This is a genomic window from Streptococcus gingivalis (genome assembly GCF_035544715.1).
GTDB lineage: Bacteria > Bacillota > Bacilli > Lactobacillales > Streptococcaceae > Streptococcus > Streptococcus gingivalis.
In genome coordinates, this window is sequence record NZ_JAYKTO010000002.1 from 266,694 (window position 1) to 282,334 (window position 15,641).

The window sequence follows — 15,641 nt, forward strand, 5'->3', positions numbered from 1 at the left end:
CCGATGGAAAATATCTTACAAACAGTTAAACAATTTCTTGAATTTTCGGATGAAAAATTAGAGGAATTAAAAAAGAAAAACCAAATGATTAAACTTCAAAAGGATGAAAAGGAAAGGAATACAGGTGTCTAAACGATTTCTGCTCCTATTGTTAGTTCCAATTTTATTTATTGGATCTCAAGCAGCGAGTGTCGAGCAGTCTGAGTCTTCTCAGACAATAGCTCATCCATCAGAACTTTATTTTTCTTCAATTCCAGCGAACCCTAATATCTATCGCAAAATTTCTGTTTTTTCTGATCCTCAGTTGAAAAAAGCAAAAGGAGAAATTCTTCCCAACACATCGTTTACAATCGAACAACTCTTTGTAAATGATGAAGGGAAAGCTGTATTTAAAATAGCAGATAAAGGATATGTATTAGCAGATTCTTCTGTCATTTTTTCTGATGTTGTACAAGAAACACAAGAAAAAAAACAAGACATGTGGCTAAAACCTGGTTTTAAAGTGTATGACCGACCCTTAATAAATGGTGCAAAAGAAAAAAATACACCTCTTTCTCCTTATACAAAAGTGACAGTCTTACGTACAGCTAAGACTTTACGAGATGAGTTTGTGGAGATTGAAGGTCAGGGCTGGGTGAACAAATCATTCGTTACTGAAAAAGATAATCGAATGGAAAAAGTTCAGGACTTGTTAAATAGTAAATACAATTCTCCTTCATATGGAATCTATGTAAAACAATTAGAGACTGGAAATACTGCTGGAATCAATCCGCAAAAAGAAATGTATTCTGCCAGTGTAACGAAATTACCATACTTGTACTACGTCCAAGAACAGCTCAATAAAAAAGCCATTTCTCCAACTACAACCTACAAATATATTCCAGAAGTCAATGATTTCAAAGGTGGCTATGAACCAGAAGGAAGTGGTAGCCTTTCAAAAACACCAGATGGAAAAGAATATAGTGTTCAAGAGTTGGTAGATAAAATTGCAAAAGAATCAGATAATGTTGGACATAATATCTTGAATTATTATGTCACTCATCAATCAGATCAAGACTTCCAAAAAACTTTGGATAAAATTGCAAAGAAACATTGGGATGTTGAAAAAAGAGAAGCATCCGCTGAAATGGCTGGCAATGTCATGGAGGCTGTCTATCAACAAAATGGCCCTATTATTGATGCACTCTCCTCTACAAAATATGATGATCAACGGATTGCGCGTGACCTTCCAGTAAAAGTTGCTCATAAAATTGGAGATGCCTATGATTTTAGACATGATGTTGCAATTGTATATACAAATTCACCCTATGTAATAGCCATTTTTACAGATCATTCGAATTATGATACGATTTCCAATATTTCAAAAGATATCTATGAGGTATTGAAATAATGGAAAAGCGATTTTTAGAGTTTTGTGAAAAACAAGATCTATTTACTCCCCATCGCCGTGTTTTAGTTGCCTTATCTGGTGGATTGGATTCAATGAATCTGTATGAACTTTTATATAAGAATAAAGAACGATTGAAAATCCATCTGGTACTCGCTCATGTCAATCATGGACAAAGACCAGAATCGGATTTAGAAGAAAGTGAACTTCGAACGCTAGCTGATAGGCGAGAGACACGTATCCATGTGGCTCACTATTCGGGTGATTTTACAGAAGCAAAAGCTCGTACCTTTCGTTATGATTTTTTTAAACAGATTATGGAGAAAGAGGATTGCACCGCTTTAGTAACAGGTCATCATGCAAACGATCAAGCCGAAACAACTTTCATGCGCTTAATACGAGGAACAAAATTACGCCATTTAAGTGGTATTCCTGTACGCCAACCATTTGGTAAGGGTGAGTTAATCCGTCCTTTGTTAACTTTTACCAAAGATGAGTTGATGAAAATCCCTCACTTTGAAGACAGTAGCAATGACTCACAGGACTATTTTCGAAATCGTGTACGCCATCAATACCTTCCAGAATTTGAAAAAGAAAATCCCCAAATGCAAGCAAGTCTTCGCTATTTAGCAGAGGAAGTGAATCATTGGCACCAAGCACTGAAAGAATTGACTAGCGAGTTAAGCATTCAAGATTTAGCTTCTTTTAGAACGTATTCTCATTCTGTACAATCATTCTTATTAGAAGAGTATTTGGCACAATTTCCAGATTTGCAACTTGGTAGGGCCCAGTTTCAAGAATTATTAGATTTACTGCGAAAAAAAAGAAATTGCATTCATTATTTAAAGTCGAATTATGAATTACATCAAGAATATGATTTCTTTGAAATACAAAAAATCAGTCAAAAGTCGGATGACCAAGTCCTCCCATTTTTGTTAGAATTTGGGAATATCTTTGAGATTGCAAATTATAAATTATCTTTTGGCCACCCATTAGTAGGGAAAAATGTGGAAATTCTTTCTGTTTCACGCGAAACGCCCATCTTAATTAGAAGGCGAGAGGAAGGAGATCAGCTACTTGTTAATGGTCACCATCAAAAATTAAGGCGGTGGTTTATCAATCATAAAATCCCAATTTCTCTTCGGCAAAAGGCTCTCATTTTAGAACAGAATCATAATATTCTTTCAGTCGTGGGATTGGTAACGAGTGATTTGAGTAAGCCCTCAAAAAGTGGTATAATGAAAGATAATCTTTATATTCAAAAAATAGATAGGTAAAAACATGTTAGAAAAAGATATAAAAAAAGTATTGGTTTCACATGATGAAATTGTAGAAGCAGCAAAAAAATTGGGTGAAACCCTAACAAAAGAGTATCAAGGAAAAAATCCTATTTTCGTTGGTATTTTGAAGGGTTCTGTTCCATTTATGGCAGAGTTGATCAACCACGTGGATACACATATTGAATTAGACTTTATGTTGGTGTCAAGTTATCATGGCGGTACAGCAAGCTCAGGTATCATTAATATTATCAAGGATATTGATCAGGATATTACAGGTAGAGATATTTTATTTGTAGAAGATATTATCGATACAGGTAAAACCCTCAAGAGTCTAAAAGAACTCTTTGAAGAACGAAATGCAGCATCTGTGAAGATTGCTACCTTACTGGATAAACCTGAAGGACGTTTGGTTGAGATCGAAGCAGATTACACCTGCTTTACGATTCCAAATGAGTTTGTTGTCGGATATGGTTTAGACTATGAAGAAAATTATCGTAACCTACCATATGTTGGTGTATTAAAAGAGGAAGTGTACTCAAAATAGAGGAGACTAGATGAATAACAGAAAAAATAACGGTTTTGTTCGAAATCCTTTTCTGTATTTGTTGATTATTGTAGCGGCTGTGACAGGATTCCAGTACTTTTTTGCGGGTAATGGAGTTGGTCAAAGTCAGCAAATCAACTACACAGAATTGGTCAAAGAAATTAAAAATGACAATGTAAAAACGATCAGTTACCAACCAAATGGTAGTGTGATTGAAATTGCAGGGACCTATAATAAAGCTAAAGAATCAAAAGATGATACAGGAATTCAATTTTTTACCCCAAGTGTTCAAAAAGTATCTCGCTTTACTAGTGTCATCCTTCCATCTGATATCACCGTCAATGAATTACAAAAATTAGCAGCTGACCACAAAGCAGAAATCACCATCAAGCGTGAGAGTTCAAGTGGCATGTGGATAACAATTCTCACTTCAATTGTTCCATTTGTTATCGTCATGTTCTTCTTCTTCTCAATGATGAACCAAGGCGGTGGCGGAGGTGCCAGAGGTGCAATGAACTTTGGTCGTAATAAAGCCCGCGCTGCTAATAAAGAAGATATTAAAGTTCGTTTTTCAGATGTAGCAGGAGCTGAAGAAGAAAAACAAGAACTTGTTGAAGTTGTTGAATTTTTAAAAGATCCAAAACGCTTTACTAAATTGGGTGCAAGAATCCCAGCAGGTGTGCTTCTTGAAGGCCCTCCCGGAACTGGTAAAACCCTTTTAGCAAAAGCAGTAGCTGGTGAAGCTGGAGTGCCATTCTTCAGTATCTCTGGTTCTGACTTCGTTGAAATGTTTGTCGGAGTCGGTGCTAGCCGGGTTCGTTCACTTTTTGAAGATGCTAAAAAAGCAGCTCCAGCCATTATCTTTATCGATGAAATTGATGCTGTTGGGCGCCAACGTGGTGTAGGTCTTGGTGGTGGAAATGATGAACGTGAACAAACCCTCAACCAGCTCTTGATTGAGATGGATGGTTTTGAAGGTAACGAAGGAATCATTGTTATCGCAGCAACTAACCGTTCTGATGTCCTTGACCCTGCCCTTCTTCGTCCTGGCCGTTTTGACCGTAAAGTATTAGTTGGACGTCCAGATGTGAAAGGTCGTGAGGCAATTCTTCGTGTTCATGCTAAGAACAAACCACTCGCTCCAGATGTGGACTTGAAATTGGTTGCTCAACAAACACAGGGATTTGTCGGTGCTGATCTCGAAAATGTTTTGAACGAAGCAGCCTTGGTTGCAGCTCGTCGAAATAAAAAAGTAATTGATGCTGCTGATATCGATGAAGCAGAAGATCGTGTTATTGCAGGTCCATCTAAGAAAGATCGGACGATTTCACAAAAAGAACGTGAAATGGTTGCTTATCACGAAGCTGGTCATACAATCGTTGGTCTGGTCTTATCAAATGCTCGTGTAGTTCATAAAGTTACGATTGTTCCACGTGGTCGTGCAGGCGGTTACATGATTGCCCTTCCTAAAGAAGATCAAATGTTACTTTCTAAAGAAGATATGAAAGAACAATTAGCTGGGCTCATGGGAGGACGTGTTGCCGAAGAAATTATTTTCAATTCGCAAACAACGGGTGCTTCAAATGACTTTGAACAAGCTACCCAAATGGCGCGTGCAATGGTGACAGAATATGGTATGAGTGAAAAACTTGGACCGGTCCAATATGAAGGAAATCATGCGATGTTTGGTGCTCAAAGCCCACAAAAAATGATTTCAGAACAAACAGCTTACGAAATTGATGAAGAAGTTCGTGGTTTGTTGAATGAAGCCCGTAATAAAGCAGCAGAAATTATTCAAGGAAATAGAGAAACGCATAAATTAATTGCGGAAGCTCTATTAAAATATGAAACCTTGGATAGTGTTCAAATTAAATCATTATATGAAACAGGAAAAATGCCTGAAAATTCAGAGCATGAATTAGAAGAAGAAGCAAAACCTCTATCATATGATGAGATTAAGTCAAAATTAGAAGAAAATAACTAATTCAAAAGAAGGAAAATATTTCCTTCTTTTTTTATTAAAAAAGTGTTGACAGAGTAAAAATATTCTGTATAATAGAATATGTTGTAAAAATGGTCCGTTGGTCAAGGGGTTAAGACACCGCCTTTTCACGGCGGTAACACGGGTTCGAATCCCGTACGGACTATCGATAAACTGTCACCAGGTGGCAGTTTTTTTGTGTATTTGGACAAAATAGTTAAAAATAATAACCAAATAGTTAAAAAAACGTGCAGAATAGAAAAAAAGTCCAATGGGCTTCTTTATTTTTATAAAATACAGATAAAAATAAAGGAGAGCTTATGGAATTTAATAAAATGTATCAAAAAGTAAAATATATCGTAAGAAAATGTGAAAAAGAGTATTATATTCAATTATGGGAAAAGGATGATTGGGAACAAGAAGGTCAGCTAACTCTGTTTGAACTTTATCAAAAAAATCCTGAAATTGAAACAAATGAAGAATTACTTTATACATATTTCAAAACAAAATTTAGAAATCATATTAAAGATAAAATAAGACAACAGGAAAGTGATAAGAGAAAAATTAATAGACTTCCATATATTGAAATTGGAGAAATTAGTCACAGAATTTCATCAAGAAAAATATATTTAGATGAGCTGGTTGTTCTGAGAGATGCATTAAAACGTTTTAAAGAAAAATTAACAGTAAAAGAAAAAGAACAATATGAAGCATTACTAGCAAACAGAAGATGTCTAGGAAAAACAAAAATGAAAAAGAAATTAGAGAACTATCTAAAGGATTTTAAAAATTCAATTTAAGAACTGAAAGTTGACAGTGTATAAATGAACTTTCAAAAAAATAAAAAATTTTGAAAAAAAGTGTTGACAGTAAGGGTGGGTCATGATATACTAATATAGTTGTCGCGCGAGAGCGACAAAGACCTTTGAAAACTAAACAAGACGAACCAATGTGCAGGGCGCTACAATGAAAGTTGTAGTAACTGAACAATAAAAAACAATAAATCTGTCAGTGACAGAATGAGTTTAAGACAAACAATTATTTTAATGAGAGTTTGATCCTGGCTCAGGATGAACGCTGGCGGCGTGCCTAATACATGCAAGTAGAACGCTGAAGCTTGGTGCTTGCACCGAGCGGATGAGTTGCGAACGGGTGAGTAACGCGTAGGTAACCTGCCTGGTAGCGGGGGATAACTATTGGAAACGATAGCTAATACCGCATAACAGTAGATGTTGCATGACATTTGCTTGAAAGGGGCAATTGCTCCACTACCAGATGGACCTGCGTTGTATTAGCTAGTTGGTGAGGTAACGGCTCACCAAGGCGACGATACATAGCCGACCTGAGAGGGTGATCGGCCACACTGGGACTGAGACACGGCCCAGACTCCTACGGGAGGCAGCAGTAGGGAATCTTCGGCAATGGACGGAAGTCTGACCGAGCAACGCCGCGTGAGTGAAGAAGGTTTTCGGATCGTAAAGCTCTGTTGTAAGAGAAGAACGAGTGTGAGAGTGGAAAGTTCACACTGTGACGGTAACTTACCAGAAAGGGACGGCTAACTACGTGCCAGCAGCCGCGGTAATACGTAGGTCCCGAGCGTTATCCGGATTTATTGGGCGTAAAGCGAGCGCAGGCGGTTAGATAAGTCTGAAGTTAAAGGCTGTGGCTTAACCATAGTACGCTTTGGAAACTGTTTAACTTGAGTGCAGAAGGGGAGAGTGGAATTCCATGTGTAGCGGTGAAATGCGTAGATATATGGAGGAACACCGGTGGCGAAAGCGGCTCTCTGGTCTGTAACTGACGCTGAGGCTCGAAAGCGTGGGGAGCAAACAGGATTAGATACCCTGGTAGTCCACGCCGTAAACGATGAGTGCTAGGTGTTGGGTCCTTTCCGGGACTCAGTGCCGCAGCTAACGCATTAAGCACTCCGCCTGGGGAGTACGACCGCAAGGTTGAAACTCAAAGGAATTGACGGGGGCCCGCACAAGCGGTGGAGCATGTGGTTTAATTCGAAGCAACGCGAAGAACCTTACCAGGTCTTGACATCCCTCTGACCGCTCTAGAGATAGAGTTTTCCTTCGGGACAGAGGTGACAGGTGGTGCATGGTTGTCGTCAGCTCGTGTCGTGAGATGTTGGGTTAAGTCCCGCAACGAGCGCAACCCCTATTGTTAGTTGCCATCATTCAGTTGGGCACTCTAGCGAGACTGCCGGTAATAAACCGGAGGAAGGTGGGGATGACGTCAAATCATCATGCCCCTTATGACCTGGGCTACACACGTGCTACAATGGCTGGTACAACGAGTCGCGAGTCGGTGACGGCAAGCTAATCTCTTAAAGCCAGTCTCAGTTCGGATTGTAGGCTGCAACTCGCCTACATGAAGTCGGAATCGCTAGTAATCGCGGATCAGCACGCCGCGGTGAATACGTTCCCGGGCCTTGTACACACCGCCCGTCACACCACGAGAGTTTGTAACACCCGAAGTCGGTGAGGTAACCATTTGGAGCCAGCCGCCTAAGGTGGGATAGATGATTGGGGTGAAGTCGTAACAAGGTAGCCGTATCGGAAGGTGCGGCTGGATCACCTCCTTTCTAAGGAAATGGAAACCTGTACGTTGGTCTTGTTTAGTTTTGAGAGGTCTTGTGGGGCCTTAGCTCAGCTGGGAGAGCGCCTGCTTTGCACGCAGGAGGTCAGCGGTTCGATCCCGCTAGGCTCCATTAACACTTTAGTAGTGTTAAGTTTGAACATTGAAAATTGAATATCTATATCAAATAGTAACAAGAAAAATAAACCGAAACGCTGTAAATATTTAAAGAGTTTAGGTCGTAAGACCAAAAATAAGGTTAAGTTAATAAGGGCGCACGGTGGATGCCTTGGCACTAGAAGCCGAAGAAGGACGTGACAAACGACGAAATGCTTTGGGGAGCTGTAAGTAAGCGACGATCCAGAGATGTCCGAATGGGGGAACCCACTAGCTAATGGCTAGTACTCCTATCTGTTAAGGATAGGTAGAGGAAGACGCAGTGAACTGAAACATCTAAGTAGCTGTAGGAAGAGAAAGCAAAAGCGATTGCCTGAGTAGCGGCGAGCGAAACGGCAGGAGGGCAAACCGAAGAGTTTACTCTTCGGGGTTGTAGGACTGCAATGTGGACTTAAAGAGTATAGAAGAATGACATGGGAAGGTCAGCCAAAGAGAGTAAGAGCCTCGTATTCGAAATAGTCTTTATACCTAGCAGTATCCTGAGTACGGCGGGACACGAGAAATCCCGTCGGAATCTGGGAGGACCATCTCCCAACCCTAAATACTCTCTAGTGACCGATAGTGAACCAGTACCGTGAGGGAAAGGTGAAAAGCACCCCGGGAGGGGAGTGAAATAGAACCTGAAACCGTGTGCCTACAACAAGTTCGAGCCCGTTAATGGGTGAGAGCGTGCCTTTTGTAGAATGAACCGGCGAGTTACGATATGATGCGAGGTTAAGTTGAAGAGACGGAGCCGCAGGGAAACCGAGTCTGAATAGGGCGCTTTAGTATTATGTCGTAGACCCGAAACCATGTGACCTACCCATGAGCAGGTTGAAGGTGAGGTAAAACTCACTGGAGGACCGAACCAGGGCACGTTGAAAAGTGCTTGGATGACTTGTGGGTAGCGGAGAAATTCCAAACGAACTTGGAGATAGCTGGTTCTCTCCGAAATAGCTTTAGGGCTAGCGTCGACATTAGAGATTCTTGGAGGTAGAGCACTGTTTGGGTGAGGGGTCCATCCCGGATTACCAATCTCAGATAAACTCCGAATGCCAATGAATTATGGTCGGCAGTCAGACTGCGAGTGCTAAGATCCGTAGTCGAAAGGGAAACAGCCCAGACCACCAGCTAAGGTCCCAAAATAATTGTTAAGTGGAAAAGGATGTGGGGTTGCACAGACAACTAGGATGTTAGCTTAGAAGCAGCTATTCATTCAAAGAGTGCGTAATAGCTCACTAGTCGAGTGACCCTGCGCCGAAAATGTACCGGGGCTAAAACAATTTACCGAAGCTGTGGATACCTTTATAGGTATGGTAGGAGAGCGTTCTATGTGTGGAGAAGGTGTACCGTGAGGAGCGCTGGAACGCATAGAAGTGAGAATGCCGGTATGAGTAGCGAAAGACAGGTGAGAATCCTGTCCACCGTAAGACTAAGGTTTCCAGGGGAAGGCTCGTCCGCCCTGGGTTAGTCGGGACCTAAGGAGAGACCGAAAGGTGTATCCGATGGACAACAGGTTGATATTCCTGTACTAGAGTATGTAGTGAAGGAGGGACGCAGTAGGCTAACTAAAGCGTGCGACTGGAAGTGCACGTCTAAGCAGTGAGGTGTGAATTGAGTTAAATGCTTAATTCTATAACATTGAGCTGTGATGGGGAGCGAAGTTTAGTAGCGAAGTTAGTGACGTCACACTGCCAAGAAAAGCTTCTAGCGTTTAAACATACTCTACCCGTACCGCAAACCGACACAGGTAGTCGAGGCGAGTAGCCTCAGGTGAGCGAGAGAACTCTCGTTAAGGAACTCGGCAAAATGACCCCGTAACTTCGGGAGAAGGGGTGCTGGCTTTCAGTCAGCCGCAGTGAATAGGCCCAAGCAACTGTTTATCAAAAACACAGCTCTCTGCTAAATCGTAAGATGATGTATAGGGGGTGACGCCTGCCCGGTGCTGGAAGGTTAAGAGGAGTGCTTAGCGGTAACGCGAAGGTATGAATTGAAGCCCCAGTAAACGGCGGCCGTAACTATAACGGTCCTAAGGTAGCGAAATTCCTTGTCGGGTAAGTTCCGACCCGCACGAAAGGCGTAATGATTTGGGCACTGTCTCAACGAGAGACTCGGTGAAATTTTAGTACCTGTGAAGATGCAGGTTACCCGCGACAGGACGGAAAGACCCCATGGAGCTTTACTGCAGTTTGATATTGAGTGTCTGTGCCACATGTACAGGATAGGTAGGAGCCATTGAGATCGGGACGCCAGTTTCGATGGAGGCGTTGTTGGGATACTACCCTTGTGTTATGGCCACTCTAACCCGGTAGGTTCATCATCTACGGAGACAGTGTCTGACGGGCAGTTTGACTGGGGCGGTCGCCTCCTAAAAGGTAACGGAGGCGCCCAAAGGTTCCCTCAGAATGGTTGGAAATCATTCGCAGAGTGTAAAGGTATAAGGGAGCTTGACTGCGAGAGCTACAACTCGAGCAGGGACGAAAGTCGGGCTTAGTGATCCGGTGGTTCCGTATGGAAGGGCCATCGCTCAACGGATAAAAGCTACCCTGGGGATAACAGGCTTATCTCCCCCAAGAGTTCACATCGACGGGGAGGTTTGGCACCTCGATGTCGGCTCGTCGCATCCTGGGGCTGTAGTCGGTCCCAAGGGTTGGGCTGTTCGCCCATTAAAGCGGCACGCGAGCTGGGTTCAGAACGTCGTGAGACAGTTCGGTCCCTATCCGTCGCGGGCGTAGGAAATTTGAGAGGATCTGCTCCTAGTACGAGAGGACCAGAGTGGACTTACCGCTGGTGTACCAGTTGTCTCGCCAGAGGCATCGCTGGGTAGCTATGTAGGGAAGGGATAAACGCTGAAAGCATCTAAGTGTGAAACCCACCTCAAGATGAGATTTCCCATAACTATATGTTAGTAAGAGCCCTGAGAGAAGATCAGGTAGATAGGTTAGGAGTGGAAGTTGTGTGAGCAATGGAGCGGACTAATACTAATAGCTCGAGGACTTATCCAAAGAGTCAGAAGATATTGACAACGTGAGTTTAACTTGTTAGAATATAGATATTCAATTTTGAATGTTTAAGCATTCAGAGTTAAGTGACGATAGCCTAGGAGATACACCTGTACCCATGCCGAACACAGCAGTTAAGCCCTAGAACGCCGGAAGTAGTTGGGGGTTGCCCCCTGTGAGATAAGGTAGTCGCTTAGCAAGAGATTGAGCCTAGTTAATTCTAGGCTCATTTGGGAGTTTAGCTTAGTTGGAATCGAGAGGTATTCGAGATTCCAATCGGCGGATAAGAGAAACGTAGTTTCTCACCGTTGGCTGAGTTAAACGACCATCTGGGAGTTTAGCTCAGCTGGGAGAGCATCTGCCTTACAAGCAGAGGGTCAGCGGTTCGATCCCGTTAACTCCCATAGGTCCCGTAGTGTAGCGGTTATCACGTCGCCCTGTCACGGCGAAGATCGCGGGTTCGATTCCCGTCGGGACCGTTAAGATAATGAAAATTATTTTAAGACTCGTTAGCTCAGTTGGTAGAGCAATTGACTTTTAATCAATGGGTCACTGGTTCGAGCCCAGTACGGGTCATATTTTGCGGGTTTGGCGGAATTGGCAGACGCACCAGATTTAGGATCTGGCGCTTTACGGCGTGGGGGTTCAAGTCCCTTAACCCGCATAGAAGAATAATAATGAGCCGGCTTAGCTCAGTTGGTAGAGCATCTGATTTGTAATCAGAGGGTCGCGTGTTCAAGTCATGTAGCCGGCATTTTTTTATATAAAGAAAGCAATGCGAACGTAGTTCAGTGGTAGAACACCACCTTGCCAAGGTGGGGGTCGCGGGTTCGAATCCCGTCGTTCGCTTGAGGAGGCCGGGGTGGCGGAACTGGCAGACGCACAGGACTTAAAATCCTGCGATTGGTAACGATCGTACCGGTTCGATTCCGGTCCTCGGCATAGACAAAGGTTGAAAGAAGCACCCTTAGCTCAACTGGATAGAGTACCTGACTACGAATCAGGCGGTTAGAGGTTCGACTCCTCTAGGGTGCATGGTCGCAAGGCTATGTAATAATTGAATAGGAACGAGCACCCTTAGCTCAACTGGATAGAGTACCTGACTACGAATCAGGCGGTTAGAGGTTCGACTCCTCTAGGGTGCATAAAGCGGTAGCTTTAGATCGGGAAGTAGCTCAGCTTGGTAGAGTACTTGGTTTGGGACCAAGGTGTCGCAGGTTCGAATCCTGTCTTCCCGATATTATGGCGGTGTAGCTCAGCTGGCTAGAGCGTCCGGTTCATACCCGGGAGGTCGGGGGTTCGATCCCCTTCGCCGCTATATTGTTGATCTTGTTGGACCTTTAGCTCAGCTGGTTAGAGCTCTCGGCTCATAACCGAGTGGTCGTAGGTTCAAGTCCTACAAGGTCCATTGTTATCTTGGAGGATTACCCAAGTCCGGCTGAAGGGAACGGTCTTGAAAACCGTCAGGCGTGTAAAAGCGTGCGTGGGTTCGAATCCCACATCCTCCTTAATATTAACGCGGGATGGAGCAGCTCGGTAGCTCGTCGGGCTCATAACCCGAAGGTCGTAGGTTCAAATCCTGCTCCCGCAATTTGGCTCGGTAGCTCAGTTGGTAGAGCAATGGATTGAAGCTCCATGTGTCGGCGGTTCGATTCCGTCTCGCGCCATTTCTTTTAATAATAAGCGGGTGTAGTTTAGTGGTAAAACTACAGCCTTCCAAGCTGTTGTCGCGAGTTCGATTCTCGTCACCCGCTTTGAACATAGGTTCTTTACCAAGTTTTTAACTTGGGCGCGTAGCTCAGGTGGTTAGAGCGCACGCCTGATAAGCGTGAGGTCGGTGGTTCGAGTCCACTCGTGCCCATTTTGGAGAATTACTCAAGAGGCTGAAGAGGACGGTTTGCTAAATCGTTAGGTCGGGTAACCGGCGCGGGGGTTCGAATCCCCCATTCTCCGTATAATTTCCAAGTTTGAGATGTCATCTCAAACTATTTTTTATATTTTTGAAGGTTTTGTCTATGTTCTTGAATCGATTCTTTAAAATTTTTAGTTTTGTGTTTGTTTTAACTGTTTCAGGAATTTTATTTCTTTTTCCATCTGTTAGAACTTCGATTGTTTTAAAATCTTCTGATATATTTGCTATTGTTGATAAGGCAGTATCGGTACCATTTGTTGTTGTGGAATCTAAGGCAAAGGATTTAAAGAATTTATCTGAATTAAATGATGAAAACCGTTCGTTAAAATCACGTCTTTATCAAAAGGATATTGACCAGTCAAAACTTAACCGTTTGGAATCAGAAAATAGAGAATTAAAGGATTTGATGTCAATCAAGAATTCTGTATCGGGTTCTAAACAAGTCGTTAGTGAGATTATTGACCGTAATTATGGTTCGTGGGATCAGGAATTTGTTATTGATAAAGGTAGTTCAGATGGAATTTCTGATTCTATGTTTGTTCTTTCGTCTGGTGGCGTCATTGGTGTGGTAGAAAGTATAGAGAAAAATTCTAGCAAAGTGAAATTATTAGTCGAAGATACTATTTCTTCACAACACCTGACGTTTAAAATTGAGAGTCAAGGTCAATCTATTTTTGCTTTATTAAATGGTTATGACGAGAAGACAGGTGAGTTTCGGTTGTTGCAAATTGGAGATCCAGTTGAAATTAAAAAAGGATCTCTGGTTTCAACAAGTGGTTTAGGAAAATATAAGAGTAGTGACTTACCTCTTGGTACAGTGGCTTCTACTCAAAAGGCATCTGATCAGTTAGGGCAAGAAATTCGTGTGAAACCAAAGGCTAATTTAGATGTCAATCGTTATGTACTATTGATTGGAGAGTAGTGTGAAAGTCATACGTAAGTACCATTTTTTCCCTTTAATCTTATTCTTATCTTTATTTGTTGACGGACAGATCTCTTTTCTTATTTCTCGTTTCAGTCCAAACTCCTTTGAACCTACTTCATTTTTATTTCTATATGGTTTTATGTTATTGAGTCTCTATTTCTCTGAGATAGCTAGTATTTGGTGGGGAGTCTTCTTTGGTTTTTGTTTTGATGTGTATTTTTTACACACTTTAGGAATTACCTTCCTAGTATTTCCTTTACTACAGGTGATTTTTTATCGGTGTAATCAGATTATTTTGGTCAATCGATTGACTCGTTTTTTTACATTTTTATTAACGATTCTATTATTTCAGATTTTAACAAATCTTCTTTTGATTCTTTTTATCGGCATAAAATTTAACTGGATTACACTAATTATTTACCAAATTTTTCCAAGTTTAATTTTGAATGTGCTTCTAATGATCGTATTACAGCCTTTACTTGAAAAGATTTATTTATAAACTCGAAATAAAAATGTAACAATAGCGTAATATAAATCTTCAAAAAATTTGTTATACTAGTTAGTGTCTTATTAGAAAGGGAAAATTTATCTAATGAAGAAAAAATTATTTGCCACAATCTTATTGAGTACAGTTGCTTTATCACAAGGTGCTGTTGTAGCAGGTGTATCAGCTGACTCAACAGATGATAAGATTGCTGCTCAAGATAACAAAATCAATAGTATTAATCAACAACAACAAAGTGCACAAGCTCAGGTAGATCAAATCCAAGGTCAAGTATCTGAAATTAAACAACAACAAGAAAATCTTCAAGCTGAAAATGACCGTTTGAATGAAGAATCTGAACGATTGTCAGCTGAGATTGATGAGTTGTCAAAAAATATTGTTGCTCGTCAAGAATCACTTGCAAATCAAGCACGTAGTGCTCAAACAACTGGAACTGCAACAAGCTATATTAATGCGATTGTTAGCTCTGGATCTTTGACAGAAGCTATCTCACGTATTTCTGCTATGAATGAAATTGCAGATGCTAACAACAAAATGTTGCAAGAGCAAAAACGTGATAAAGAAGACATTGCACAAAAACAAAAAGAAAACAACGACGCTATCAATACTGTTATTGCAAATAAACAGCAATTAGAAGATGATGCGCAAGCTTTGTCAACTAAAGAAGCTGAGTTGAAAGTGGCACAATTGAATTTGGCAGCTGAAAAATCATCTGCTGAAAACGAAAAGAACGCTTTGTTGCAACAAAAAGCTGAAGCTGAAAAAGCGGCAGCGGCAGCGGCAGCAGCCGAAGCAGCTTACCGTGCAAAACAAAAGGAACAACAAGCAGCTGTGAAAGCTTCTGCAAATACTTCCCTTCAAGCACAAGTTCAGGCAGCAGCACAAACACCTGTTGCAACCCCAGCGGCAGCACCTGCTGCAACACCAGCGGCAGCACAAACATCAGTAGCAGCTCAACCTGCTGTTCAAACTCAAGCAGCAGCAGCTCCAGTAGCAACTACTTCTCGTCCAACTTATAGTACATCTGCATCATCTTATCCAGTTGGTGAATGTACATGGGGTGCGAAGACATTGGCTCCATGGGCTGGCGATTACTGGGGCAACGGCGGTCAATGGGCTGCAAGTGCAGCGGCTGCTGGATTCCGTACAGGATCTCAACCACAAGTTGGTGCTATTGCATGTTGGAATGATGGTGGCTATGGACACGTAGCAGTCGTTACAGCCGTTCAATCTACAACAAGTATCCAAGTTTCTGAATCTAACTATAACGGTATCCGTAGTATTGGAAATTACCGTGGTTGGTTCAACCCAACAACAGCTCAAGGTACTGTAACTTATATCTATCCAAACTAAGAATTACCATGAA

Annotated in this window: 9 protein-coding genes, 20 tRNA genes and 3 rRNA genes; all 32 read left to right on the forward strand. The window is 41.9% G+C overall.

The genetic code is table 11. The features are described 5' to 3' along the window. Positions 1-3: 3 nt before the first annotated feature. The 32 genes from SM122_RS07520 to pcsB all read left to right on the forward strand — a co-directional run bounded on the left by SM122_RS07520 (position 4) and on the right by pcsB (position 15,628). Positions 4-132, forward strand: a complete 129-nt coding sequence (locus SM122_RS07520) for an SP_0009 family protein (RefSeq protein WP_003009253.1) — start codon at positions 4-6, stop codon at positions 130-132. Then, complete coding sequence (locus SM122_RS07525; RefSeq protein WP_155170346.1) at positions 104-1,390, forward strand: serine hydrolase; 1,287 nt, start codon at positions 104-106, stop codon at positions 1,388-1,390. The genes SM122_RS07520 and SM122_RS07525 overlap by 29 nt, the downstream gene beginning before the upstream one ends. Beyond that, a complete protein-coding gene (tilS, locus tag SM122_RS07530) occupies positions 1,390-2,664 on the forward strand; it encodes a tRNA lysidine(34) synthetase TilS (RefSeq protein ID WP_155170344.1) in 1,275 nt (424 codons plus the stop codon). The genes SM122_RS07525 and tilS overlap by 1 nt, the downstream gene beginning before the upstream one ends. A gap of 4 nt (positions 2,665-2,668) precedes the next feature. Then, positions 2,669-3,211: a hypoxanthine phosphoribosyltransferase gene (gene hpt, locus SM122_RS07535; protein WP_045760073.1), complete on the forward strand. Its 543-nt coding sequence runs from the start codon at positions 2,669-2,671 to the stop codon at positions 3,209-3,211. 10 nt (positions 3,212-3,221) lie between these two features. Then, a complete protein-coding gene (ftsH, locus tag SM122_RS07540; protein WP_324737928.1) occupies positions 3,222-5,195 on the forward strand; it encodes an ATP-dependent zinc metalloprotease FtsH in 1,974 nt (657 codons plus the stop codon). Between the two features lie 91 nt (positions 5,196-5,286). Continuing rightward, a tRNA-Glu gene (locus SM122_RS07545) sits at positions 5,287-5,358 on the forward strand. A gap of 154 nt (positions 5,359-5,512) precedes the next feature. Next, the gene (locus tag SM122_RS07550) at positions 5,513-5,992 is read left to right on the forward strand and encodes a sigma-70 family RNA polymerase sigma factor (protein ID WP_003009261.1); all 480 of its coding nucleotides are present in this window, start codon (positions 5,513-5,515) and stop codon (positions 5,990-5,992) included. 242 nt (positions 5,993-6,234) lie between these two features. After that, positions 6,235-7,782, forward strand: a 16S ribosomal RNA gene (locus tag SM122_RS07555). A 53-nt stretch (positions 7,783-7,835) separates the two neighbouring features. Next, positions 7,836-7,908 (forward strand) — tRNA-Ala (locus tag SM122_RS07560). Between the two features lie 124 nt (positions 7,909-8,032). Then, a 23S ribosomal RNA gene (locus tag SM122_RS07565) occupies positions 8,033-10,936 on the forward strand. A gap of 79 nt (positions 10,937-11,015) precedes the next feature. After that, positions 11,016-11,131: ribosomal RNA gene (gene rrf / locus SM122_RS07570) — 5S ribosomal RNA — on the forward strand. The 16S, 23S and 5S rRNA genes sit together here with 19 tRNA genes alongside, the layout of an rRNA operon. A gap of 133 nt (positions 11,132-11,264) precedes the next feature. Further along, positions 11,265-11,337: transfer RNA gene (locus SM122_RS07575), tRNA-Val, on the forward strand. Positions 11,338-11,339: 2 nt separating this feature from the next. After that, positions 11,340-11,412, forward strand: a tRNA-Asp gene (locus SM122_RS07580). 24 nt (positions 11,413-11,436) lie between these two features. Continuing rightward, positions 11,437-11,509, forward strand: a tRNA-Lys gene (locus SM122_RS07585). A 6-nt stretch (positions 11,510-11,515) separates the two neighbouring features. Further along, positions 11,516-11,597: transfer RNA gene (locus SM122_RS07590), tRNA-Leu, on the forward strand. A gap of 17 nt (positions 11,598-11,614) precedes the next feature. Further along, positions 11,615-11,687 (forward strand) — tRNA-Thr (locus SM122_RS07595). Between the two features lie 23 nt (positions 11,688-11,710). After that, positions 11,711-11,782: transfer RNA gene (locus tag SM122_RS07600), tRNA-Gly, on the forward strand. Between the two features lie 7 nt (positions 11,783-11,789). Then, positions 11,790-11,875: transfer RNA gene (locus tag SM122_RS07605), tRNA-Leu, on the forward strand. Positions 11,876-11,894: 19 nt separating this feature from the next. Next, positions 11,895-11,968: transfer RNA gene (locus tag SM122_RS07610), tRNA-Arg, on the forward strand. Between the two features lie 36 nt (positions 11,969-12,004). Beyond that, positions 12,005-12,078, forward strand: a tRNA-Arg gene (locus tag SM122_RS07615). A 19-nt stretch (positions 12,079-12,097) separates the two neighbouring features. Then, positions 12,098-12,171, forward strand: a tRNA-Pro gene (locus SM122_RS07620). Between the two features lie 6 nt (positions 12,172-12,177). Next, positions 12,178-12,251, forward strand: a tRNA-Met gene (locus SM122_RS07625). Between the two features lie 16 nt (positions 12,252-12,267). After that, positions 12,268-12,341, forward strand: a tRNA-Ile gene (locus tag SM122_RS07630). 10 nt (positions 12,342-12,351) lie between these two features. Beyond that, positions 12,352-12,441, forward strand: a tRNA-Ser gene (locus SM122_RS07635). A gap of 9 nt (positions 12,442-12,450) precedes the next feature. Further along, positions 12,451-12,524: transfer RNA gene (locus tag SM122_RS07640), tRNA-Met, on the forward strand. Positions 12,525-12,527: 3 nt separating this feature from the next. After that, a tRNA-Phe gene (locus SM122_RS07645) sits at positions 12,528-12,600 on the forward strand. A gap of 16 nt (positions 12,601-12,616) precedes the next feature. Further along, positions 12,617-12,687, forward strand: a tRNA-Gly gene (locus tag SM122_RS07650). A 33-nt stretch (positions 12,688-12,720) separates the two neighbouring features. Then, positions 12,721-12,794, forward strand: a tRNA-Ile gene (locus SM122_RS07655). Positions 12,795-12,798: 4 nt separating this feature from the next. Then, positions 12,799-12,886: transfer RNA gene (locus tag SM122_RS07660), tRNA-Ser, on the forward strand. Between the two features lie 62 nt (positions 12,887-12,948). Further along, complete coding sequence (gene mreC / locus SM122_RS07665; RefSeq protein ID WP_070675998.1) at positions 12,949-13,767, forward strand: rod shape-determining protein MreC; 819 nt, start codon at positions 12,949-12,951, stop codon at positions 13,765-13,767. Position 13,768: 1 nt separating this feature from the next. Continuing rightward, entirely contained in the window at positions 13,769-14,269 is a 501-nt protein-coding gene (mreD, locus tag SM122_RS07670; protein WP_024054580.1) for a rod shape-determining protein MreD, read from the forward strand. A 93-nt stretch (positions 14,270-14,362) separates the two neighbouring features. After that, a complete protein-coding gene (pcsB, locus tag SM122_RS07675) occupies positions 14,363-15,628 on the forward strand; it encodes a peptidoglycan hydrolase PcsB (RefSeq protein WP_324737929.1) in 1,266 nt (421 codons plus the stop codon). The last annotated feature ends 13 nt before the right edge of the window (positions 15,629-15,641 follow it).

Bases quoted from the DNA above. Each gene is read 5' to 3' on its own strand.
- SM122_RS07520 (WP_003009253.1), top strand. From the start codon at position 4: ATGGAAAATATCTTACAAACAGTTAAACAATTTCTTGAATTTTCGGAT.
- SM122_RS07525 (WP_155170346.1), top strand. From the start codon at position 104: ATGAAAAGGAAAGGAATACAGGTGTCTAAACGATTTCTGCTCCTATTG.
- tilS (WP_155170344.1), top strand. From the start codon at position 1,390: ATGGAAAAGCGATTTTTAGAGTTTTGTGAAAAACAAGATCTATTTACT.
- hpt (WP_045760073.1), top strand. From the start codon at position 2,669: ATGTTAGAAAAAGATATAAAAAAAGTATTGGTTTCACATGATGAAATT.
- ftsH (WP_324737928.1), top strand. From the start codon at position 3,222: ATGAATAACAGAAAAAATAACGGTTTTGTTCGAAATCCTTTTCTGTAT.
- SM122_RS07550 (WP_003009261.1), top strand. From the start codon at position 5,513: ATGGAATTTAATAAAATGTATCAAAAAGTAAAATATATCGTAAGAAAA.
- mreC (WP_070675998.1), top strand. From the start codon at position 12,949: ATGTTCTTGAATCGATTCTTTAAAATTTTTAGTTTTGTGTTTGTTTTA.
- pcsB (WP_324737929.1), top strand. From the start codon at position 14,363: ATGAAGAAAAAATTATTTGCCACAATCTTATTGAGTACAGTTGCTTTA.